Genomic DNA, 23,965 nt, shown 5'->3' on the forward strand with positions numbered 1-23,965 from the left:
CCCGCTTGCTCTCGCTTAATTCGGGAGACTTTTTTATCTCCGCATGCGTCTTGCTTTCTTTCCTTCCCTCTACCTGTCAAACAGCGCACCCGTGATTTGCGCGGGTAGCTTGTAATTTACTACTTTTCTCACCTCTATGTCAAGTACTTTACCCCCCCTTCAAAACTTTTTTCACCACCGCACCACACCCGCTCCCGCCGGTACTCGCACCGCACCACAGTTTCCACACGAACTTGCGCCGCATCCGACTTGAAAGTAGCGCACAGGGCATATACACTCAGACGGCAAGCGCGCGAATGAAACCGCCTTTCGAAAATTTATTAATTATTAATATCGTTTTTCGCCCTTTTCATCATAGCTTTTACGATCTTTTTCCAATCCGACACAAACCACTGCGGACTTTGCGGAACGACATTCGCTCCCTGCGCTAAAATCCATCCCATAACTTTCAGGACTTGCGTCAAAGAAAATTCTATCCGTATCTTTTCTTCATCTTCAAAATCCGTAAGTTTCTGATTGTCCGCCCAAAGACGCTCTTTTACATACGGCCGGGCATCGCCGTAAAAATCGATTATAAAATCGACGGAATCTTCCGACATAAATGCGCCGAACTTTCCGCAGCCGCAATATGAAGAAAAATCAAAATTATCAGGAAGCTCAAAATGCTCATTCGTAACGATAAAGTCTTTCATTCTGTTCAAGGCGAAAAGACGCACAGCCTTTTTGTTCAAATCATAGCCGGATACAAACGTACAGAGCAGCGTTGCAGCAAAGAAAAGCCGATAGAAAATCGATATAGAAAACAACCAAATATATCCGCTATAATATCCGTATGAAAAAGATACTCGTTGTGTCATCGAATGAAAAAATTATTAACACGGTGCGCGAAGGCTGCACCGCATTTTCGGACGACTTCGGCATCGACATCAAAACGGATATCGACGATATCATCAGCTATATCAATTACGAACTGCCGGAGATAAAGGTACTCGACTACACTTCGGCGAACATCGACTACGACACAATTCTTTCCGAAGTAAACGCCGATCCGTGGCTGCACTACGGCGGCATCATCGCAGTCTGCAAAGACAGAAAGCAGATGCGAGAGCTCGAAGATCTGAAAGACTCGAATATCCTTTCGATTCAAACGATAAACGATTTTTCTTTTCATTTTATTCACTTGCTGCGTATCTTGTGGCAAAACCAAAAGTTTCTGTTGAGCCGCGGCATGCAGGAAGATTTCGGCGGCGAAGAAAACGGCACCTTCGTTTGCGGCAACGATCCGCTCGATATCAGATTTTATACGTCGTTTCTTATTAATTATTTATACAGCACGAACCGCATAAACAGCGACGACCGCAGTGATCTTCAGATGACGCTTACCGAACTTTTAACAAACGCACTCGAACACGGAAACTTACATATCTCGTACGACGAAAAAACGAGATGGATGGAAGAACACGGAGATATATTCAGTCTCATCGCCGAGCGCGCCGCCGACCCGCGATACGCAAACAAGCAGATTACGATCAAGTACGCGATCGGAAAACGCAAATCGGTCGTATCGATTCAGGATGAAGGAGACGGTTTCGATTGGCGAAAATACGTCGGCAAAAAAAACGCACACGAGGGGGAATTGCACGGCAGAGGTATCGGCCTTGCATCGGAGCTTGTTTCGAAAATCACGTACAACGAAAAAGGAAATCAAGTCGTATTCGAAATCGACAACAGGATCGACGAATCGAACACGGTGCCGCTCGTCATGTCGAATTTCGAAACGATCTCCTACACCGACAAACAGATTGTCTGCCGCCAAAACGAGGCGACAACCGATCTTTTTTTTATCGTATCGGGGCGTTACGCCGTCTATTCGGGACGCAAGCTCGTCACCGTCATGTCGCCGAACGACGTGTTTATCGGCGATATGTCCTTTTTGCTCAACGACAAACGTTCTGCAACGATCCTCGCAGTCGGCAACTGCAAACTTATTAAAATTCCGAAAGGCGATTTTCTTCAGATGATACGAAAAAATCCGCACTACGGCCTGTTCCTTTCGCGAATGCTCGCACAGCGGCTTGAAAAGCAAACGCACCGGACGATCGAGCTGAACGAAAAGATTGCAAAACTCAGGGAAAGCGAAAAATGATTTTTTACTATATCGCATTATTATTAAAGGAACCGTCGTGTCGCTCAACTGCAACGAAATAAACGTTATCCTCTCGGAGCTCGACCTCGAAGGCGCTTTTATTCAAGACATCATTCAGCCCTGCTACGATACGCTCACGCTCTGCACGTATAAAAACGGAAGGGCGCTCACGCTTTTTATCTGCACCGCGCACTCTTCATGCCGCATACACGAAACGAAACGGAAAATCACGCGGAACGATAAGCCGCTGCGCTTTATGGAATTTTTAAAATCGCACATCAAAGGCTCCCGGATCACATCCTGCGCTCAAGTCGATTTTGAGCGGATTATTAAAATGACGCTTACGCACGCCGACGAAAATTTTATTATGTACATACGTTTGTGGAGCGGAGCTGCAAATATCGTATTGTGTACGGGATCGAACATAATCCTCGATACGATGTATCGCCGTCCGGCAAAGGGCGAAATCGCAGGCGGCACCTTTGCACTTCCCGAAGGCGGAAGAGCGTCCCTGCAAAAAGAGCATCCCGTCCGCACCTTCGGCGATATCGAAGAGCGCTACGCAAGGGAGCATCCCGATGCCGCCCCTCTTTCGTTCAATGAAAAAATCGATCTGTGGTACGGAGAGCATGCCCGCTCTCTTTCGCGCGCGGCGCTTTTGGCGCAAGCGGAAAAATGGTATGCCGCGCAAAAATCGAAAAAAGAAGCCTCACTCGAACGGCTGAAAGCGAAACGGGAATCTTTTAAAAATGCAGGGCAATACAAACATCAAGGCGATTTGATTTTATCCTACGGCCACTTGCTCGACGGCAAAAGCGAATTTCTCGAATGCGACGATTACGATACTGGCGGAACGGTACGGATCAAAATCGATCCGAAAAAAAACGCGCAGGAAAATGCGGCGGCATATTACGAGCGGTATCGGAAAGAAACGCGGGGAGCGGAACAGCTCATTCACGATATTGCGGTTGAAGAAAAGGAGATCGCAGCCCTCGACAAACGCTACGACGACATCATACGCGAACAAAATCCCGTAAAGATAGAGCAGATGCTCAGACGGAACACAAAACCCGAGCAGCAAAAGAAAAAAGCGCATCCGGGTCTCGACTACACGGTCGACGACTGGTACATCATCGCGGGGCGCGACGCGGACGAAAATGATGAACTCTTGCGCCGCCATGTCCGAGGCGAAGATATGTGGCTGCACGCGCGCGACTTTCCGGGAGGCTACGTTTTTATTAAAAACCGGCCGGGAAAAACCGTACCGCGCGATGTGCTGCTCGACGCGGCAAACCTTGCAGTCTACTATTCGAAGGGACGTAAAGCGGGAAAAGCCGACGTTTACTATACGAAGGTAAAATATCTCCGACGCGCAAAAAACGGACCGAAAGGACTCGTGCTTCCGACACAGGAAAAAAATATTTTCGTCGCACTCGATCAGAGGCGGCTCGACCGCCTCGACGATATCCGGCGGGAATTGTCGCACGAATAAAACCGCCGAACGACGCGTACAAAACGAACGAAGTTCTCGCCGAAAACGCAGCCGCGTCTATAAAACAGCCGATCTAAAAGCGTTCCGCCCTTCCGGACGATTTACGCCGATACAAGCCTGCGCTTCCGCTCCGCTCCGTCGGCGTGTGTACGTTCGGTCTTCCGTGCGCTCTGAATTTTTTTTCGCCGAAACCGCCCGCGCTCCTTTCAAAACGTCCCGCTTTCTTTTTTCCGCCGAAAGATTCGCCTGTGCTTCGAAACGATGAACGCGTTTTTTTTTCAAAGCCGCCGGATTTCGAATCGACGTGTATGTGCGGAACGTCGCCGCCGCTTTTGGACAGTTCGAGCGCTTTTTTTGCCGAATCGGCGGGAAGACTCAACAGCGTAAAATTTGCGGCCATATCGATGCGGTCGACGAAGCGCCCCGGAATATGCAGGAGATCGCTGAAATAATCCGCGATTTCGCGCGGACCGTATCCGTCGCGCCGTCCCATCTGCACGTAGAGGCGCATCTGATCGCCCGCTTCTCCGAACGAAGCGCGGTTTCGCCCCGTTTCGCCTTTTTGACGTACAATCTTTCCGTAGCGGGAAACATCGAGCGATGTGCCGTAGAGTACGGACATAACCGCCGCAAGCACGTCTTCGGCATCGTTGTCTTTGCACAGCTCTTTCGCCATTTCCGCAAACTGTGCATCGGCTTTGATGAGCGCCGTCTTTTGAACTTCCGCATCATCATGCGTTTCCGTATCGTTCTGCGCGGTCGCATCGGATGCCGCAGTCTCAACGGACACATCGTTTTGCCCCTCCGCATCGGGCACACCGTACATATCGCTTTCGGCATTCGAAGCGGAGATATCCGCCTGTGCATCAAAATTATTAATTATTAATTTATCGGCATTGCCGGCTTCCCCGTCCGCGATGAAAGCGGTGTGCGCATCTTCCGTACTGCACACATCTTCGGTACCGCGTACGTTATCTTGCATATCGGGCGAAACACGAGCGGTTTCGACATCGCTTTTGCGATCGTGCCGCGGAGACAAGCCGATGTCGCTTTTAAGTTTATCGAAGAGCCGCTCCCGTTTCTTTGCGACGACTTCTTCGACCGTCGGAACGGCTTCTTCTTTGAGTTCGCCCTTCGTGCTTTTTCGGATCGCATTTTGCATATAGCTGAGTTTGCGTTTCCTCTCTTCGGGACGGACAAAGGTGATCGCCGTTCCCGCAGCTCCCGCCCTGCCCGTGCGTCCGATACGGTGCACGTACGTCGCACCGTCGAACGGAAGGGAATAATTGACGACGTGGCTTAAGCCCGTGATATCGATACCGCGGGCGGCAACGTCGGTCGCAACGAGGATGCGCGTTTTTTTTCGGCGGAATCTTGCGAGAATTTTTTCGCGCTGGCTCTGTGCAACGTCTCCGTGGAGAGCTGCGACTTCATAGCCGCGTTCGTCGAGTTGGCGCGCGACGGTGTCGGCGTCCATCTTCGTCTGCGTAAAGACGAGGCCGTAAAAATCGTCGGCAATATCGATGAGGCGCACGAGGGCGTCTATCTTTTCGCTTTCGCGGAGCACCCAAAATTTTTGTTCGATGAGCAGCGGCTCGTCGACGACGCCTTCTTCTTCGACGATTTCGTATTCGCCCATAAACTGAGAAGCGATTTTGAGAATCGGAGCAGGCATCGTCGCGCTGAAAAGCAGGATGCGGCTTGCGGGATTGGCTTTTTCGAAAATCGCTTCGATGTCTTCGATGAAACCCATATCGAGCATTTCATCGCCTTCGTCGAGAATAAAATAATCGATTTTGCCGATGTCGAGCGTACCGCGTTCGATGTGATCCTGAATGCGGCCGGGTGTACCGACGACGATTTCAACGCCGCGTTTCAAATCGCGTATCTGTGACAGCATCGACGCGCCGCCGTAGACGACGCAAGTGCGCGGAAACGTTCCGTCTGCGAACGACTGCATTTCGGTACACGTCTGAACGGCAAGTTCCCGCGTCGGCTCAAGGATGAGCGCTTTGACGTGATCGCTTCCGCCTCTCAAGCGCTGCACGAGAGGCAAGCCGAATGCGGCAGTTTTTCCCGTTCCCGTACGCGCGCGTGCGATAACGTTCGCATCTCCGCTTAAAAGGCGCGGAATTGCGAGAACTTGAATCGGAGAAGGAGTGATAAAGCCTTTACGGGCTACTGCGGCCAGGGTCTGTTCGTCCAGACCGAGGTCTTCGAAAGAGATGTCTTCTGAATCCATGTGTATACCTGTACCCTGCGGGCAAACGCCCGCCCCTGATTTGTGTGACGGGACTGACAGGAAGCACTATACAGGATCCGGAAAATCGATAGATGCGGCTTTACACGCCGCGCATGCGTCCATCAGACACAGCACACATAGCTTTACTCTAACGTAAATAACAAACAATTACAAGTGAAAATAGTGATATAATTTGAAATATTCCGCATTTACTGCCGTTTTTTTACCGATTTTTTACTAAAATCTGACGACGGCTTGAAATCCGTTCGGAAGTACGGTAAGCGAAGCGCCCCTTTTCTTTTTCGCAGACGAATCCTTTGTGCCGATGCCGATCCGGTGCAAAAGCGGCACGCCGATACCGAAAACCGTACCGAAGGCGGCGCCGGAAAGGACATCGGTTAAAAAATGGTTGCCGCTGGAAAGACGCAGTACGGCGACCGTCGCCGCAAGCGCATAAGATCCGGCACTCACGGGAATATTCCACAGCGAGCCGGGAAAATACATCGCAAACACAAAGCTCGTAAACGAAGCGGCGGCAAAAGCCTGCATCGTATGTCCCGACGGAAAAGAATTGTTCCAATCACCCGAATCGACGTACTTTTGCGGATAACCGTCGAAGTACATATAGGGGCGCGGACGAAACGTAAGCGATTTTATCAAATCCTTTACGACGTGCGTGAGGAGCATCGTTTCGGCATACATGAGACCGATCGTAATCCATTCGTGCTTGTCGACGGAGGCAAACACGAGCGGTGTCGCCATCGTACATCCTATAAACACATCGCCCGTTATGTCGAGCGCGCGCGAATACGGCCGCATCGCCCACCGATCGAATGCGCTCACATCGTCACGGTTGTACAGAGCGCCGTCGAAACGTCGATCGTTTTTTAAACGATGCAGATTCAAATCGACTGCAAAAAGCCCGATCCCGCTTCCGATGAGGATCGGATCCGTTATCGGATTTAATACGAAGTAATCGCCCGATCCTGCAAGGTACGGAAGAAATCGGTTCGGCGAGCGTTCGGCATTCCGCTTTTCACTGTCGGAAAGGCTCGCTTCGGACAGCAAAGAAAAAGCATCGTCCGAATATGCAAAAGCGCATGACAGCGCGGCAAAAACACAGAATGCAACAATCGACTTTATCATTCGCGCATTATACGAAAACACTGCGGCGCTGTCCAGATAGATGAATTTCAGTATCAAGGAATTTCAGTCGGAAAGCAATCTCAAAAAAATCGCGAAACGGAAACACAAGGTTTCTTTTGAGACAGCAAAAGAAACTCTATGAAGAGCATTTACAATAACCCCGAGAAATCAGTAATGAAAGCATTGGATTCTGCCGTCGTAGTGGCGGATTTCCTTCCTGCTCCATCAGAGCTTGTAAAAAAATCTATAAAAGAAAAAATAACAATTTCAATCGATTCAGATTGTATTAATTTTTTCAGAACAGAAGCTAAAAAAGAATCATACAAAATATCAGACTATGATGAATGAAGTGCTTTCTCAATATGCAAAGCATTATGCTGCAAATTGAATTGCAGAATAGAACAATCACATAACACCGTTTTCAGAATTGACAAATATCTTTCAAAACCTCATGCAGTACACGGATCGTCTTTTTAAATTATCTTGATGTTTTTCAGCTTTATCTTTTTCGTAAAAACTGCAATTCTTTAGAGGTATCCGGGAGATGCAAACATCACAAAAGACGCGTCCCCCGTCTACCTGCTTTCTCTCCGCCCTTTTACCGGCAAAATCCGTATACCGTAACCGATTCGTATTTTTTTCCGGGAAGCAAAACACAGGACGGAAAACGCGCGATATTCGGTGAATCCGGAAAACATTCGGTTTCGAGGCAGAGCGCGCTGTGCTTGCCGTAGATGCGTCCGTTTTTGCCGCACACGGCTTTCAGCATATTGCCGGTATAGAGCTGTATGCCTTCCGCATTCGTGTCGACCGTCATCGTCCTGCCCGATTGGGGATCGCATAATTCGGCGACACGGATGATTTTTTTAGCCGATTCGGGAACGCCGGAGCTTCCGCCTTTTTCGTCGTAGATCCGCGTGACAAAGCAGTCATCGTAACCCGTCCCCGTTTTTTTAATATCGCGTCCGATGCGTTTTTCCTTTAAAAAATCGTACGGGGTATCTTTTACCGAAAGGATTTTTCCCGTCGGCATCAAAGCGCTCGTACTTTCGAGATAGGAAGGACAGTCGAGTTTTAAAACATGATCTTCGATCGTGCCTTTTCCTGCAAGATTAAAATACGAATGATTGGTAAGGTTTACGGGACAGGCTTTATCGCTCGATGCCGTATAGCGGCAGGTAAGATTGTTTTTTTCGTCGAGGAGGTAGCGTACTTTTACGCGCATGGTCCCCGGAAAGCCCTGCTCTCCGTCTTTCGAAACGCGCGTAAATTCCACTCCCGCGTATTTATCGGTGGAAACGATTTTCGCTTTCCACACTTTTTTGTCCCAGCCGTCAAAACCTCCGTGCAACATATTGCGCCCGTCGTTTCTATCGAGCGTATAAAGCTTGCCGTCAAGCGTGAACGACGCATTTTTAATTCTGTTTGCAAAACGCCCGACAAAAGCGCCGAAATAGCTCGTGTCGGAAATATAGCCTTCGAGCGTCGAATAGCCGAGCGCGACGTCGGTTTCGCTGCCGTCAGGATCGCGCAGCACGATACTCGTAATCCTGCAGCCGTAATCCGTAACGGAAAAGGACATGTGCTTGTTTTTGACGGTAAAAAGAGAAACCTTTGTTCCGTCGGAAAGCACGCCGAAATTTTGCACCGTTGTTTTCATATCTTCCCCCATAAAAATTTTTGAGAACCGTCAAAATCAAAGCGATTTTCCAGCGGTCTTTACTGCATATCGAGTATCATTTGCACTTCGGTTTTCGAACACGAAAGCTGTTTTGCGATCTGTTCGATTGCGAGTCCCATCTCCGCCATCTCGAGCACTTGCTTTGTAAAATTCTTTTTCGGTACGATCGGCGTTTCCGAAAAGTACACGTCGGGTTTTATAACCGGCACTTTCGCATAGGACGCACCGTCGCCCGTCACGTTCATCTCGGTTTTTGTGCGCACTTCTTCTTGCCTGTCATCGAAGAGAGAATGCTGCCTTTCCGAAATCGCTTCACCCTCTCTCGTTACGGCATAGGACGCATCGGGGGCGGGGCGGGAGCGAGGAGCGTTTTTTTTATAAGTGTTCGCAGCGCGGCGGGAGACTTCGGAAACCGCCTTTTTATCAAGCGTATCGCGGAGAGCGGACACCGAAATCTTTTTCGCTTCTTCGCTTCGAGCAAGCGCTATCCTTCTGTCCGCTTCTTCGATGAGGCGATTCAGCTGCTTTTTTCTATCGTCGATGATATCGATCGCGCGGACGGTATTATTGTTGATGTCGCGGATCATATTGTCCATTTCGGCTCTCGTTTTTTCGATAACATCGTCGGACGAAAAGAGGCGCTTAAAGCGGATGAGAAAGATGACCCAGAGCGCGACATTGATTGCAACGATCGCAAATAAAACCGTCGACACGTCTACCTCGTAATATCTATGTGCTGTCCGATATAGGATTCCCGTACGAGGCATTCGCGCCCTTCGTCTTTTTTTTCGCGCTTTCCGTCTTTACCTTTTTTTTCAGTCCCGCCGTGAGAAGGAGACGAGCCGTCGTTTTTTACGGCGCGCGATTCGGCTTCCGATTCATCCGATGCGGGACGGGAGACGCGATCGACTTCTTCCAAATTTTGCCGCACGATATTTTGCTGCTGCATCGCTTCGGCGAGCTTACCGCCGTCTTGGGCATGCGCGGCGTTTTGCGCGATATTCGCCATTTGAGAATACATCGTCTGCAAGTCAATTGGTTGTATAGCCATCGGGTCCCTTTATCTTCGAAGCAGCCTCGTATTTGCCGCGCTTGACGAAATTATTGTCGAAATAGAACGTTACGCCCGACACTTCGTTGTGCACTTCATCGAGTACGTCGCGCACGTAGATTTTGACGCCCGCGTACACCGTTCCCGACGCTTTCACTTTTCCGACCGCTTTCAATTCGCGCAAGTGTTCCTGCAGCGTTTGAATTTCTTCGGTCATCTCCGCCGATTCCGAATCGATCTGCGCTTTGCGCTCTTTGAGTTTCGTAAGATTATCTTCTTTTTCTTTCGGAAGCGAGCGGCGTATCTTTTTTTGATTTTCGAGCGTCGAAATATCGAGTTCGAGATTTTCAAGCTCTTTGACAAGCGCTCCCTGCTTTTCCTGCAAGCTGTCGAGGCGCTGCTTCGCTCTCGGATCGAATCCTACTTCGAGTATCGTTTCCGCTCCCCCTCCCGGTGAGCCGATACTCTTTGCGGAAATCTCTTCCGTCGCAAACAAGTGCCCGCCCATGATCTGCGCTTTTTTCCCGCTCAAAACGATGCTTTTCATCGCCATCACTTCCGAATTCATAATACTGTCGGTAACGATGACGGATTCATCGACTTCGACTTTCGCCGCCTGTATGAATTTCGCCCACAGCGATTTTTTACTCGTCAGCGTTCCGCCGTTTTTACCGAATATGCCCTGCTGCACGATGATATTGCCGCCGGCGTTGATTTTACAGTTGCCGACCGTGCCGCCGACTTCGACATTGCCCGACGCGTCCACGTTGAAACCGTCTTCGACGCTTCCGCGTATGATGACGGAGCCGAGGAATTTGATGTTTCCCGTTTTGATGTTGACGCTCATGAGCTGGAGTACGGGTTCCACGGTAATCTTGCCGGCAAAGAGCATGACCTGGCCGTCGGTATCGGCGATCACCGTCATACCGTCGGGAGCGAGCGAAACGTTTTGCCCGAGCGGGATGGGAATATCTTTTCCGTTTTTCGCTTCGGTATAGCGCCCCAACAGCGTTTTGCCGGGTCTTCCCTTTTCCGCGGGAATTTTTTGTGCAAGGCGTCCGCCTTTGATGACGTTTTGAATGAGGTTCAGCTCTTTGAAATCGACTTGTCCCGTCGCCGATTCGGTCGCACGCAGTTTTTTCGGATCCGTTTCGAAATCGTATGCGATATACGCGTCTCTACCGTCCTGTGCGGGAGTGCCTGCAGCGACTTCGTACGGAGTTTCGTACACGGGATCATCGACAAAGGCTTCGATTTTATCTTCTTCAAACCCCGTGACGATACCTTGAGCGCGAAGCGCCCGCTCGATCATCGAATAGGAAACATCCGCGCCGCTCATCGAAGGAGCCGATGCGACGATCTCCGCTTTCATTTCGTCGCTTGAAATGCTCACCGAAATGCTCGCGTCTCCGGCTGCTATATGCTTGTAGATGCCGACTTCTTCATAGCGTCCGGACGTCCCCTGTTTGACATATTTTTTTACGAGATCGTCTTCTACGGAAACCGTATCCGGCCGCGAAATCGTCTGTGCAACCTCGCTCACGTCGACGGCTTTTCCCGTTCCCGTAGGAAGCAAAACTTTCAGCATGATCCTGTCGCCGAAGTGACGGACGTAATACGCACCGTCTCTGTCGACGATTTTCGTTTCCTCTTCTCCGCTGTCTTCGCCGAAGAGGTCGTCCTTTGCAGTCTTCCGTTTTGCGTGAAGCGTATTCGGATTTTCATAGATGCGAAGCTTCCACGGTTTTTTCCCGAAACCGAGAAAACCGTTGCTCCCCTTTTCGACGACTTCATATTCGAGATTGACGGCTTTCGTGTCGAGTTGAACTGCGGCATCGGCAAGCGCTTCGTCGATACTTTCGGCATGGACGTCGACGTTGTGCAGCTGCTTATCGCGTTCCAAGAGCTCCTGCATATCCGCACGCATTTTCTCGAGCGATACCATCACATGATTCCTTTCCTGAGATTCGTCAATTTTGCACGCATTCTGATATTCGCTTTCGTATGCAGCTGTGAAATGCGCGACTCGCTTACGTTGAGCACTTGCCCGATTTCTTTAAACGTCAAATCTTCGTGATAGTACAAAACGATGACCATCTTTTCTTTTTCAGGCAATTCGTTTATCGCCTGCACGATCACTTTTTTGATCTCTTCGCGTTCGACGATCGCATCGGGGTTCATACTCGACGGAGATTCGATACTGTCACCGATCGATGCGTTCGCCGCATCATCCCCGTTATGCCACACGTCGTTGAGGGAAAGCACGCTCGTCCCCGACACTTTCATGATGATGCGGTGATAATCGTCTTCGCTCACGCCGAGAGATTCCGCGATTTCAGCATCGCTCGCCGTCCGTCCGAGTCGCGATTCGAGCGTATTGATCGCGTCCTCTATTTCGCGCGATTTTTGACGGACTGAGCGCGGCACCCAATCGATCTGCCTGAGCTCATCGAAGATCGCGCCGCGGATGCGGGTAACGGCGTATGTTTTGAATTTGACGTTTTTCGACGGATCGTATTTTTCGATCGCATCGAGCAGACCGAATTGACCGAAGCCGACGAGGTCATCGAATTCGACGCTGCCGGGCATACCGACGGACACTTTTCCCGCGACGTATTTAACAAGCGGCATATACTGCCGTATAAACGCGTCGCGCAGCGCCTGCGATTTCGTCTTTCGGTATTCTTCCCAGAGTCTGTCTTCTTCTTTTTCGTCGTTTACCGGGTCTGCCATACTATGCACCTTTCTTATGTTTCTTTATCCTTCGCGAGCGCTGTGCTTATCGCTTTCGCCATAAGCGTCGTATCTTTTTCACTGTATTTGCTCGCCTTATCGGATTTTTTCGTTTTGTCCGAAGCGGCGGAAAAAGCGGTATCTTCGACGATCTCTCCGGACGGAGCCAAATCCTCAAGATCGGGTAAATCGTCGAGCGTATCGTCTTTGAGCGAAAAACCGTCGTCGGAATCGACTCCCGCTTCTTTTCCCGAAATCGTCCGCGCATTCTCATGCAGCTGCACGGGAACGAAACCGTCATCCGACTGCTCCGTCCGATCCGCAGACAAGACATCTCCATTTACCGCATGAATCGTATCGACGGCACCGCTTCCGGCGGAACGACCTTCTTTTTCTCCGCCCGCATAATCATCTTTGTTCAACATCTGGTGGTTTTCGCCGACATAAAACTCAGGTGATCCCTCTTCCGTCGGAAGCTCTTCGTCCTGCACAACGATATCGACGTTGTTCCCCGTCGTTCCGCGCGGCGCTTCGCCCTCACCTCCCGCCGACGCATCGATATTCAAAAACGTCGAACCGATAAACTGCACGGCAAAGCCCACGACGGCAAATACCGCTGAGAACATAAAAGCATAGAGCAGCATACGCCCGATGCCCCCGCGGGAAAAAAAGCCGAAAAAAAACGAGATGAGAAAGCCGGCAAGAGCAAAACCTGCGATAAACCGAACCTGCTTCACCACACCTCCCTAAAAACTTTTGCAGGTAATTGCAGCCAAGCTTCAAGCAAGGTGCAACTTCCGAAAAAGTTTTTAGCCGTGCGCGAGAGCGCACACGGTAAATATGCGAGTTTGCAAAATCAGTACATCGTATTCATAATAATTTTTATCAAAACAATACGTATGCACGTTTTCTGCAAACATCCATGCAAACTCGCGATAAGAACGCTGCGATTTCGAGCAATGCGCAGAAATCGCGAGTGTCTCCGATAAAAGAAAAACGCTTCAGCGTTTTTTGGCTCCAGACTCCAACAACGGCGATATTTCAGACGTTATTTTTTATCCTACCTCCCTAAAAACTTTTATTACTTATTATATTCTCATAATAATAAAAATACAATGCCGCTTTCGCGACGGTGCACGTACCGCTGCTTTTCTGCCCGCACTCGCCCCTTGCAGAACGCCCGCAGTTTGCAGCGCCTTCCTCGTTCTGCGACGCGCTCAGCGCTTTCTGCGCAAAAACTTTTTCAAAAAATTCGATACGCCTTCGTTTTCCGCTGGCTCCGTTTTTTCGATGCGGCCGACGATGTGCTTGATGCACATTGAAGGCTTCGATGTCGGATTGATGACGATAAAGGGTTTTTGCCGGATGACGGAAGCCTGTACGACAGGATCGTCGTACACAAAGCCGATGTAGTCGACTTTGTAATTCAAAAACTGGCTTACGATCGTAATGATGCGCTCCGAAATACGCTTACCCTCGTCCGCTGAATGCGCACGGTTTACGAGCAGCTTTAAGTTGACCGGATGCTCGACTATTTCTGTCGTGATGATTTTAATAATGCCGTATGCGTCGGTGATCGCCGTCGGCTCGGGCGTCGTCACGACGTACACTTCATCGGCGGCGGCGACAAACTGCAAAACGTTGTTCGTGATGCCCGCTCCCGTATCGATGATGATGATATCGGCGGAACCGAGAGACGCGAATTGCTTTGCAAAATCTTCAAGCTCTTTGACGGAGAGGTTTGCGATTTTTGAAAGCCCGTTTGCACCCGCGATGAATTTGATATTGAATTCGGTATCGAGAATGATCTCTTTCATCGTCTTTTTTTTATCGATGACGTGCATGAGATTGTACGGCGGCACTTGATTGAGCAGCACATTGATGTTCGCCATGCCGAGATCCCCGTCGATCAAAATGACACGCTTGCCGGTCTGCGCGTAGGCTATGGCCATGTTTACGGCTATATTCGATTTACCGACGCCGCCTTTGCCGCTCGTGATCACGAGGATACGCGTTTTATGCGCGTCTTTTGCCGAAGACGCCCTCTTTTTTTCCTGAGCGCTGTCTTTCATCAATTCACGCAAACCTTCTGCCTGTTCTTCCATACCTTATTCTCCAAATTCATCTTCAATATGCACGCGATCGACATCGAAGCCCGAAAGCCTGATGAGAAACTCGACGACGTCCGCACGGTGGATATCCCGCACGACTTTTTGCCCGTCGGCGATGTATGAAATTTTTTTGTTTTTTTCGTGGAGTACACTGATGATGTTTCCGTATTGCTTCGATTCGTCGCACTTCGTCACGATGACGGAATTGTATCCGAATTGCTCGTAATTTTGCATGATGTTCGCCAAATCCTTGGCTTTCGTAGAAGCGGCGACGGCGAGGTATATATCCGGTTTCATTCCGCGCACATCGAGAACGGCTTTCATCTTGCCGATATTTTCGGTATCGTTCGGACTGTAACCGCTCGTGTCGATAAAGATCGCGTCGAGGTTTTCGCGCTTTTCGTCGTAGAGCTTTTTCAAGTCTTCGACCGTTTCCGCTTTTTCGAGTTCCGTTTCAAAGATTGTGCTGTACGAAGCGAGCTGTTCGTAAGCTCCGACACGCATCGTATCGGTCGTGATAAACGCGAACGACGGAATTCTCCGTTCCTCTCTCTTCGCTTCACTCACCATTTTCGTCGCAAGCTTTACGAGCGTCGTCGTCTTACCGACTCCCGTGGGACCGACGATAACGACGACGTGCGGCGGCCGCTGGATTTTTTCCGGCGCGATCGAAATCGTCTTTCCGATCCAATCGACGACTTTGCGCTCCACGGCTTTGAAATCGTCGAGAGAATCGAGCGTAAAATTCGATTGCAGCTTTTCCGTTATCTCGTTGATGTATGAAAACGTAAATTCGTTTTCTTCCAAAAGCTCTTCAATTTTTTTGATCGACGGATGCTTTTCCGAAGCGGCGAATGAAATGCTTTTGAGCTGCTTCGAAAAATTCTCCTCCATTTGCGTCATGCGGGCATTGAGTGCGGTATTGAAAGCCGTCATCTGAGCCGCGCGCAAAAGTTCGTCTTTTGTTTTATTGAACGCGGCGGCCGCATCGAGCGCATCCGTTCCGTCTCTGGATGAAAGCTTTGTCGTATATGCGGCCGTATTTTTCTGCACATCCTCTTCGCGGTCTACCGTGTAAGAAACTTCGACGACTTCTTTTTGTCCGATGCCGAAAAATCCGCCTTTGAGCATCGTGCGTTTTCCGCAGATCGTATACTCGTTATTGAATTTTTCAAACAGCTTCGCTTTGCATTCGTCGAGCGTCCGACCCGTTATCTTCAATACGGGCATATCCCGTCTTTCTGCGCTATACATTCTGTATCGTCACTCCTGCTTTTTCCTCTGCGATTTCTCCGAGTACTTCAACTTTTATGCTTCTGCCCGCGGCGATGATTTCTCTGTCGGAAATGACGATGATGTCGGGCATTTCACGGTTCGTCATATTCCACACGAGGCGGCGCACGACCGACGAACACATGACGATCGGAAGACTGCCCTTGCTGCGAAGCGCGTTGTAGGCGCCGTGGATCGCGCGCTCCCACATCCGCAAATCGACAGGATCGAGGGCGACGAAAGGCTCCGTGCCCGCGCTCTTTGCGACATGATCGAGGAGGAGCTGCGACAGCCCCTGCGACAGGCTCATAACGCGCAGCGTATCGTCCTCGTCCACGTACTGCTTGCATATCTGCAGCCCCAGCGCTTCGCGAACTTTTTCGGCGAGATCCCACGCGTTGTGCGTGACAGGTCCGAAGTTGGCGAGCGTTTCGAGAATGATAACGATGTTGCGTATCGAAACGCGCTCCTGCAAAAGCATCTTCAATACTTTTTCAATATCGCCATAGGTGAATTTGCATTTTTCACTGTTGAGCACTTCGTCGACGACGACCGGATTCGTCTCTTTGATATTGTTGATGATCCTCGACACTTCCTGCCGACCGATGATTTCCGCCGCATGCGCTTTGATGATTTCCGTCAAATGCGTTGCGATGATCGTCGGAGGATCGACGACGGTATAGCCGTTCCGCTCGGCTTCGGCTCTTTTTTCTTCCGGCAGCCAAATCGCGTTCATACCGAAAGCGGGATCTTTCGTCTTTTCTCCCTGCAGCTCTTCGGTCACCGTGCCGTTGTTCATGCACATATAGTAGCCGAGCCTGATCGTGCTGCGTCCCGCTTCGATACCGCGTATTTTAAAACTGTATTCGTTCGGATCGAGCGTCATATTGTCGAGGATGCGGATCGGCGGAACGATGAGTCCCATATCGAGAGCGGCTTCATGCCGTATGCGCCCGATCCGCTCGACGAGCTCCGCGCCGTTTTCTTTATCGACGAGGGGGATGAGCGCATAGCCGAGTTCGAGCGACAGCGTGTCCAGCGGTGCTATCGCCGCAGTGTCTGCAGGACTCGCTCCTCCCGTCTTTTCCTTTGCCGTCACGGCTGCCGCCGCCTGCGCTTTTTCGCGCACTTGGGAAGAGGAGATGCGGTATCCCATAAAAAAGAAAAATGCCCCGAGCAAAACCAAGAGCACCGTCGCCCCCGCACCGTTTCCTATAAACGCGATGCCCATAAATGCAAGCGCGGCTCCGACGATTTCGTAGATGTGCCCGTCGACCGAAAAATTTTTCGAAAGCTGTTTGTCGAAAGCTTCATCGGTACTGCTTCCCGTAACGATGAGACCGGTCGCAAACGAAAGCATGAGAGAAGGGATCTGCGACATGAGACCGTCGCCGATCGTAAGCTTCGCATAGGATAAAAGCGCGTCTCCCGCCGACATGCGGTTGATCGCCATACCGACGGCAAAGCCGCCGAAGATATTTATCGCCGTGATAAAGATGCCGGCTTTGACGTTGCCCGAAACGAATTTCGAAGCGCCGTCCATCGTCGAATAAAAATCGACCGAGCGGTCGAGCGCTTCCTGCTCTTTTTGCGCTTCCTCTTCCGTTATGATGCCGCTGTTGAGCCGGTTGCCGATATCGAATTTTTTCGTGCTCATCGAATCGAGGGAAAACCGTGCGGCGACTTCCGATACGCGCGTGGCCCCTTTTGTGATGACGACGACCTGCACGACGATCAAAATAATAAAAATCACAAAGCCGATGACGACAGGCGTCGCGCCGGCACCTCCTCCCGTAACGATGTTTGCAAAGGCCTGCACCATCGCGCTTTGGCTTTTCGAAAGCCCCGCGGGATTTACGGGGTTCGCGAGGATGAGGCGCGTCGACGAAATATTGATACCGAGTCCGAAAAGCGTCATAAACAAAAGCACGCGCGGAAAGGTTATGAAATTCGTCGCGCGGGGCGTATACATGACGATGAGCAGGACGACGATCGAAAACGCGATATTGAGCGCCATCGAAAAATCGATGAGGATGCGAGGCATGGGTATAACGAGAAAGAGCGCAACGACGACGACTGCGACACCGACGATATTGCGCTGCAAAAAATTTAAAATGCTTTGATTTGAAATTCGTCTCGCTTCATCAGGCATCAGTCCCCACCCGCCTACTAAAGCCGTTTATGCAAATTCATAACATGAGCATAGATATCGGCAATAATTCTAAAGTATTCTTCAGGTATTATATCACCAACATTCGTGTTTGCATAGAGACCGCGCGCGACGGGGCGATTTTCCACGACGGGCACGTCGTTTTCTTCGGCTATCCTGCGCATGGAAAACGCGACTTCGTCTTCGCCCTTTGCCGTAACACGCGGAGCTTCGTAACCGGCTGCCGCATCGTATTTGAGCGCGACGGCGAAGTGCGTCGGGTTCGTAATGACGACATCGGATTCTCTGACGGCCTGCGGCATATTTTGCTGCAGGATAGCGCGTTCGGCCTGCTGCAGTCTGTTTTTTACTTCGGGATCGCCTTCGAATTCTTTGTATTCCTCTTTTACTTCCTGTTTCGTCATCTTCATCTGTTCCATAAATTCGCGACGCTGCACGAAATAATCGGGAATCGCGATGACGAGAAAGACAAGGCTCGCCATTATTAAAATTTCCGCGCTCATAACTCCGATATGCCGAATCGCCATGCCGATGCTTCCGTTTTGAATTTCGAGCATGAGAATCGGAACGTCTCGACGGAGCAGCATAAAAGCGAGTATCGAAATGACGGTCACTTTGCCCAGTGATTTTGCGACATTAAAAAGTCCGCGCAACGAAAAAAGCGTGTTGCGGAAATATTGGATGAAGTTCGGAACGATTTTTTGAAACTTCGGTTCGATCGTCTTCGTCGTAAAGATAAAACTTCGGTTTTGAATGATATTTCCCGCAACTCCGCCTGCGATACCGATGATGCCGATCGGCAGCACGAGGCGTAAAAAAAAATAATAAAATGCGCGAGCGATCGCGGGATCGTTTACGCTCGATGAAGCGCAGCGCGAAAAATAATAACGGAAAATCGCCGCACATTCTTTGAGCATCGAAGGCGCAAGGACGATGAGGAGCACCACGCACAAAAGCATGACGAGAGCGCTGTTGAGTTCGGCGCTTTTTGCGACACGCCCTTCCTTCCGCGCTTTTTCGAGCTTATATTCCGAAGGTTCTTCGGTTCTGCCTTCGTCTTCCGCGGCGAACCACTGAAGGTCGATATACAGATACGGCGGTACGGGAAGCACATCGTTCACGAAGAGCCTCCCGAAATGATTGCGATAAGAGATGTGATGCCCGCATTGAACGAACGTTCGAAAAAATCGCACAATTGAGGCATGAGAGCTGCGATGACGAAAAACGACGTGAGCAAAAGCAGCGCAAATCCTTCGGACAAAAGATTCATCTGAGGAGCCGCCCGCGCAAGGATCCCCATGCAGATATTGATAAGCAAAAGCGTTCCCATAAGCGGAAGCGCGATAACGAGAGAAGCCGAAAAAAGCTCGGTGAGGCTTCCGACCAAAAAACGCACGATTCGCTCTTTCGCATCCAAAAGCGCAAACACGTTCATCGACGCAAAACTTGAAACCAGTCCGCGCAAAAACAATTTTTGAAACCACTTGCTCTGCAAAAAAAGTAGCATCGCGACGAGATTCAAATACTGTCCCATAAGAGGGTTTTCGATTTGCGCAAGCGCATCGTACACTTCGGATGCGCTCAATCCCATTTGAAATGCGAAAAATTGACCTGCCGTGCTGAACGCGGAAAAAAGGATTGTGATAAAAAAACCGATGATGAGTCCGATCATCGCTTCTCCCGCAAGCAAAAACACATACGACAGATCGAAAAGACCGCTCGACGAAATATACGGAGCGTAGGATGAAAAATCGACGTGCGGAACGAGGGCGTATGCCATATAGCCTGCAAGCGCGACCTTCGCCGTCCTCGGCACCGAGCGCATCGAAAAAAGCGGCAGCGTCATCAAAAGCGCAAAACAGCGCACGGCAATGAGCAAAAATATCGGCGCATGACTTACGATACGATCGATCACCGCTTTCGTCCTTATCTCTAGCGCGCCATGAGCGGTATGAGATTAAAAAGAGAAACCGTATAATTTCTCAGATGCGTAAACATCCAGCCCCCCAACAGAGCCAGCACCGCAAGGATCGTCAAAACCTTCGGCAAAAAAGTCAGCGTCTGTTCCTGGATCGACGTCGTCGCTTGAAAGATCGCAACGACGAGCCCGATAAGCAGCGCGGCTCCGAGTACGGGAGAAGCGAGGATAAAGATTTCAAATACGCCGCCGCGGATTAAATTGACAAGCTGCCCTATCGACATCACTACCATCCTTAACGCAACACGGAAACGAAAAGCTGCTGCGTCAAAAGTCCCCATCCGTCGACGAGGACGAAGAGCATCAGTTTGAACGGCATCGATATCTGCACCGGCGGCAGCATCATCATGCCCATCGACATGAGGATACTCGCGACGACCATATCGATGATGATAAACGGAATGTAAAGCAGTACGCCGATTTTAAACGCGACGGTAAGCTCGTGCAAAATATAAGCGGGCACGAGGATATGAGTCGGAACGTCGGCGAGCGTATTCGGCCGATCCATCTTCGCCATGGACATAAAAAGGGAAATATAGCTCGTATCTTCGGCCATCTGCGTATACATAAAGATACGAATCGGAGCTTCGGCTTCGCGGTACGCTTCTTCGACGCCGATTTCTCCGCTCGAAAGCGGACGGAACGAATTGTCGTACACCCTCGTAAAAGTCGGCCACATGACAAAGAGCGTCATAAAAAACGCGATCCCGTTGAGCACGGCGGTCGGCGGCACTTGCTGCAAAGAGAGCGCGCGTTTAATAAAATCGAGGACGATCGAAAAACGCAAAAAGCACGTCGTCAAAATCAAAATGCTCGGCGCGAGCGTGAGTACCGTAAGCAGGAGAAGCACTTGTACCGAAAACGCGACTTCCCTGCCCGTTTGAGGCTGCGTAAGGGTTATATCGACGTTCGGCACGACAGGATTTCGCACATTGCGATTCATCTCCGTCGTCCCCCTCGCAGAGCGTTCGGGAAAATTATTATTCTGCTGAGCGGAAAGTGAAAGCGTACACAAAAGGAGAGCGAGAACGAGTGCCGCACGGACGATGCGCGACGCCCGCATTCGATACGCTTTTTTTTCGGTACAAATAGATGAAACTCTCATATCAGTTTTCCGAATCGAGGCGGCTTCTCTGCGCCCGAAGCATATCGCGCGCTTTATCGCCGTCGCCGCTGAAAACGCTTTCGCCCTTTTTCGTTCCCTGCGGCATAAAGATCGAAAGGATATCGCCGAAATTTCGCGGACGCCTCACGTTTTGGCGAGTATCCGCATAGAGGTTCATCGCGTGGATCGTCTCTTTATCGGTAACTTCACCGATGAGATTGACCGCGTTGTCGGTGACGCCGATGAGATACGCTTTATCGTCGAGGAGCGAAATGACGTGCACCGATTTTCCGGGAGCGATCGACACGGAAGAGACGACGCGCAAAAATTGATCGCCTTCCCCGACGTCTTTATTCATGCTGCGCTTCATAAGATAGACGACCGCATACACGCACGCAACCACTACGGCAAGAACAAGTATCATGCGTATAAAAAGCCAAAGCGTCGACGACGGCCGCTCTGCTGCGGACGGCGAAAGCGCGGGATCGGCTATCGGAAGAGAAGATTCGTCGACGGCCGCACTTTCAGTCCGCTCGATGCGCGTATCTTCGGTCACCTGCGTCTGCGCGTACAACGAAAGAGATACGGCGAGCAGCAAAAACGAAAACGCCGCCGTTTTTAATAATTTCGAGTATTGCAACTGTTCCCCCCACCCTGTAAAACTATCAGTGCAGTTCCGTCACCCTCTCAAGCGAAGACAGGATTTCGGTAACACGCACACCGAAGTTTTCGTCGATGACGACGACTTCGCCCTTTGCAATCGGCTTGTGATTGACAAGGATATCGACCGGCTCCCCTGCAAGTTTGTCGAGCTCTATGATCGTACCTTCTCCCATGCCGAGAATGTCTTTGATCTGTTTTTTCGTACGGCCGAGCTCTACGGTCATCTCCATGTACACGTCCATGATAAGACCGATATTGCCCTGCTCGGCGCTTCCGGCCGTATTGCCTTGCATGCCTTGGAACATCGGATACTGCAGGGACTGCACGTTCGGAATGCCGCTTCCCATCTGAGCCATCATGGGCATCGCCTGTCCCATGTTCATGCCCTGCCCCATGCTTCCCATATTCATACCGGGCGAAGCCATCGTTCCCACGGATGCGATATCGGCAGCGCTGAGCGTTCCGCCCGAACTCATTTCGGGAGCCGAATTTCCGCCACCGAGTGCGTTGCATATCTGTTCGGCAACCGAAGCGCTGACGGCTTCCCACAAGGTATAGCCCTGCCCGTCAAGCGAAAGGGGATAGTTGAAAAGGATAAATTGATTTTGCGGAACTCTTATCATCGCTTTCGGATCGTTACGGGCAGTGGGCGGGTTGCACGAAATACCCGAAAGCTTACCCGTCTTTTCGAGGGCTTGAATTTCGTCGTTCGTATGCGTGGACACGGTTTCGGCGATGACTGAAAGCGCCATGTCGTCGATGTCCGCGTTGTCCTCTTTGTTCATGAGACCGACGATCTTTTGCGCAAACTCGGGCGCGAGGATGTAGAGGTGATCGCCTGAGAGTCCGCTTGAAAAGTCGGCGAGGATATTGACGACGATTTCCGGCAACTTTGCCAATAAGCGATCGCGGTCGAGCTGTTCGACGACGGGAGTATCGGCCGAAAAATTCGCACCGGTCATTTTGTTGAGATTTTCTGCGAGCGGCGTTTTGAGTTCATCCGCAAATTTCTGGAGAACGGCGGTATCCACCTGTACGGAAGGAGCGCTTCCGACTCTGCCGGATGCATTGAGACCGTCTACGGATACGCCCGAAAGCAGAGCATCAATCTCATCCTGCGATATTGCACCATCACTCATACGAATCATCTCCTTCTACAGAAAGTTCTTCAAAATCATCCGCCGAAATATCTTCCAACTTGCCGGTCACCTGCACCGCCATCTTTTTTCCGACGACGCCCGGCTGACAATAAAATTTCTTTTTGCTGCCCACGCTGAGCGTAAGCGGATCACCGACACGGATATTCGACAGGCGCACGACGTCTCCCACGCGAAGAGAAAGCACTTCACGTATCGGTAAATCGATGGAACCGACTTCGGCGACAACGTCCATCTCCACCGACGAAAGTTTTTCTTTCAGCGTTCCGAGGTACTGAGTCGTCGAACTTCTGCGCACCGAGCTGAACCAAAACTGAGAGGACAACTTTGAAATGATCGGTTCGATAGTCAAATACGGGATGCAGAAATTCATCATGCCTTCTTCTTCGCCGACTTTCATTTCGAGCGTAACGAGGACGACCATTTCCGAAGGAGGCACGATCTGGGCAAACTGCGGATTCGTTTCGATCTGCCCGAGCCGGGGGCGCAAATCGATGACCTGCGTCCACGCTTCCCGCATATTCGCGAGGATGCGCACGATGATGCCTTCCATGACCGACTGTTCGATATCGGTCAAATCGCGGTTTTTATTGCCCGTGGTCGTACCGCGGCCGCCGAACAGGCGGTCGATCATGCAAAACGTGATCGTCGGATCGATTTCAAGTACCGCGTTCCCTTTCAGCGGATCCATATTGACGACGGCAAGCGTCGTCGGCGTCGGAATGGATCGGATAAACTCTTCGTACGTGAGCTGATCGACGGAAGCAACGTGAACGTGCACGAGGCTCCGCAGCTGAGCGGAAAGGCTCGTCGTCGTCAAACGCGCAAAGGTTTCGTGCATGTTCGACACGGTACGCAGCTGTTCTTTTGAAAATTTGTCGGGACGCTTAAAATCGTAAATCTTGATTTTACGCGTATCGCTGACCGGCTTAAAATCGTCGGTTTCCGAATCGCCCGAACTTATCGCGGTGAGCAGCTGATCTATTTCATCCTGTGACAGAACTTCGTTCATGCTTTT

At 50.6% G+C, this 23,965-nt stretch carries 22 protein-coding genes; 3 read left to right on the forward strand and 19 right to left on the reverse strand.

Translation table 11 applies throughout. The features are described 5' to 3' along the window. Positions 1-320 precede the first annotated feature (320 nt). Positions 321-599 (reverse strand): WCX domain-containing protein, encoded by a 279-nt coding sequence (locus tag H9I36_RS13110; protein ID WP_486389540.1) that lies wholly within the window; start codon positions 597-599, stop codon positions 321-323. Positions 600-832: 233 nt separating this feature from the next. On the opposite strand from H9I36_RS13110, the gene H9I36_RS11505 reads away from it, so the two are divergent. Together H9I36_RS11505 and H9I36_RS11510 are read left to right on the forward strand one after the other, a co-directional pair. Continuing rightward, positions 833-2,146 carry a cyclic nucleotide-binding domain-containing protein gene (locus tag H9I36_RS11505; RefSeq protein WP_187385498.1) on the forward strand — a complete coding sequence of 438 codons (1,314 nt, stop codon included), beginning with the start codon at positions 833-835 and terminating at the stop codon, positions 2,144-2,146. Between the two features lie 37 nt (positions 2,147-2,183). Next, positions 2,184-3,638, forward strand: a complete 1,455-nt coding sequence (locus H9I36_RS11510) for an NFACT RNA binding domain-containing protein (RefSeq protein WP_187385499.1) — start codon at positions 2,184-2,186, stop codon at positions 3,636-3,638. A 73-nt stretch (positions 3,639-3,711) separates the two neighbouring features. On the opposite strand, the gene H9I36_RS12980 is transcribed toward H9I36_RS11510, so the two are convergent. Together H9I36_RS12980 and H9I36_RS11525 are read right to left on the reverse strand one after the other, a co-directional pair. Further along, positions 3,712-5,880, reverse strand: a complete 2,169-nt coding sequence (locus H9I36_RS12980) for a DEAD/DEAH box helicase (RefSeq protein WP_255422745.1) — start codon at positions 5,878-5,880, stop codon at positions 3,712-3,714. A 237-nt stretch (positions 5,881-6,117) separates the two neighbouring features. Beyond that, positions 6,118-7,026, reverse strand: coding sequence for a phosphatase PAP2 family protein (locus tag H9I36_RS11525; protein WP_187385500.1), 909 nt, complete (start codon positions 7,024-7,026; stop codon positions 6,118-6,120). Between the two features lie 174 nt (positions 7,027-7,200). Between H9I36_RS11525 and H9I36_RS11530 the strand changes: the two genes are divergently transcribed. Then, the gene (locus tag H9I36_RS11530) at positions 7,201-7,374 is read left to right on the forward strand and encodes a hypothetical protein (protein WP_187385501.1); all 174 of its coding nucleotides are present in this window, start codon (positions 7,201-7,203) and stop codon (positions 7,372-7,374) included. A gap of 250 nt (positions 7,375-7,624) precedes the next feature. On the opposite strand, the gene H9I36_RS11535 is transcribed toward H9I36_RS11530, so the two are convergent. From H9I36_RS11535 to fliM, 16 genes are all read right to left on the reverse strand, one after another. Beyond that, positions 7,625-8,686, reverse strand: coding sequence for an aldose epimerase family protein (locus tag H9I36_RS11535; protein WP_187385502.1), 1,062 nt, complete (start codon positions 8,684-8,686; stop codon positions 7,625-7,627). A 59-nt stretch (positions 8,687-8,745) separates the two neighbouring features. Next, positions 8,746-9,420, reverse strand: a complete 675-nt coding sequence (locus H9I36_RS11540) for a hypothetical protein (RefSeq protein WP_187385503.1) — start codon at positions 9,418-9,420, stop codon at positions 8,746-8,748. A 2-nt stretch (positions 9,421-9,422) separates the two neighbouring features. Next, entirely contained in the window at positions 9,423-9,758 is a 336-nt protein-coding gene (locus H9I36_RS11545; protein WP_187385504.1) for a hypothetical protein, read from the reverse strand. Then, a complete protein-coding gene (locus H9I36_RS11550; RefSeq protein ID WP_187385505.1) occupies positions 9,739-11,703 on the reverse strand; it encodes a FapA family protein in 1,965 nt (654 codons plus the stop codon). Before H9I36_RS11550 ends, H9I36_RS11545 begins: the two co-directional genes overlap by 20 nt. After that, entirely contained in the window at positions 11,703-12,491 is a 789-nt protein-coding gene (whiG, locus tag H9I36_RS11555; RefSeq protein WP_187385506.1) for an RNA polymerase sigma factor WhiG, read from the reverse strand. The genes H9I36_RS11550 and whiG overlap by 1 nt, the downstream gene beginning before the upstream one ends. A 14-nt stretch (positions 12,492-12,505) precedes the next feature. Further along, on the reverse strand, positions 12,506-13,228 hold the full coding sequence (locus H9I36_RS11560) for a hypothetical protein (RefSeq protein ID WP_187385507.1): 723 nt from the start codon (positions 13,226-13,228) through the stop codon (positions 12,506-12,508). 480 nt (positions 13,229-13,708) lie between these two features. Next, entirely contained in the window at positions 13,709-14,596 is an 888-nt protein-coding gene (locus H9I36_RS11565; RefSeq protein ID WP_187385508.1) for a MinD/ParA family protein, read from the reverse strand. Between the two features lie 3 nt (positions 14,597-14,599). Next, positions 14,600-15,856 carry a flagellar biosynthesis protein FlhF gene (locus tag H9I36_RS11570; RefSeq protein ID WP_187385509.1) on the reverse strand — a complete coding sequence of 419 codons (1,257 nt, stop codon included), beginning with the start codon at positions 15,854-15,856 and terminating at the stop codon, positions 14,600-14,602. Next, complete coding sequence (locus tag H9I36_RS11575) at positions 15,849-18,026, reverse strand: flagellar biosynthesis protein FlhA (RefSeq protein ID WP_187385510.1); 2,178 nt, start codon at positions 18,024-18,026, stop codon at positions 15,849-15,851. Before H9I36_RS11575 ends, H9I36_RS11570 begins: the two co-directional genes overlap by 8 nt. A 17-nt stretch (positions 18,027-18,043) precedes the next feature. Further along, entirely contained in the window at positions 18,044-19,165 is a 1,122-nt protein-coding gene (gene flhB, locus H9I36_RS11580) for a flagellar biosynthesis protein FlhB (RefSeq protein WP_187385511.1), read from the reverse strand. Continuing rightward, complete coding sequence (gene fliR / locus H9I36_RS11585) at positions 19,162-19,959, reverse strand: flagellar biosynthetic protein FliR (protein ID WP_187385512.1); 798 nt, start codon at positions 19,957-19,959, stop codon at positions 19,162-19,164. The genes flhB and fliR overlap by 4 nt, the downstream gene beginning before the upstream one ends. Positions 19,960-19,976: 17 nt before the next feature. After that, positions 19,977-20,249: a flagellar biosynthesis protein FliQ gene (fliQ, locus tag H9I36_RS11590; RefSeq protein WP_187385551.1), complete on the reverse strand. Its 273-nt coding sequence runs from the start codon at positions 20,247-20,249 to the stop codon at positions 19,977-19,979. Between the two features lie 8 nt (positions 20,250-20,257). Continuing rightward, the gene (fliP, locus tag H9I36_RS11595; RefSeq protein WP_255422746.1) at positions 20,258-21,127 is read right to left on the reverse strand and encodes a flagellar type III secretion system pore protein FliP; all 870 of its coding nucleotides are present in this window, start codon (positions 21,125-21,127) and stop codon (positions 20,258-20,260) included. 1 nt (position 21,128) lies between these two features. Next, positions 21,129-21,767: a flagellar biosynthetic protein FliO gene (locus H9I36_RS11600; protein WP_187385513.1), complete on the reverse strand. Its 639-nt coding sequence runs from the start codon at positions 21,765-21,767 to the stop codon at positions 21,129-21,131. A 25-nt stretch (positions 21,768-21,792) separates the two neighbouring features. After that, complete coding sequence (gene fliN, locus H9I36_RS11605) at positions 21,793-22,929, reverse strand: flagellar motor switch protein FliN (RefSeq protein ID WP_187385514.1); 1,137 nt, start codon at positions 22,927-22,929, stop codon at positions 21,793-21,795. Next, on the reverse strand, positions 22,922-23,959 hold the full coding sequence (gene fliM / locus H9I36_RS11610; RefSeq protein ID WP_187385515.1) for a flagellar motor switch protein FliM: 1,038 nt from the start codon (positions 23,957-23,959) through the stop codon (positions 22,922-22,924). Before fliM ends, fliN begins: the two co-directional genes overlap by 8 nt. Between the last annotated feature and the right edge of the window lie 6 nt (positions 23,960-23,965).

The organism is Treponema sp. Marseille-Q4130 (assembly GCF_014334325.1).
GTDB lineage: Bacteria > Spirochaetota > Spirochaetia > Treponematales > Treponemataceae > Treponema_D.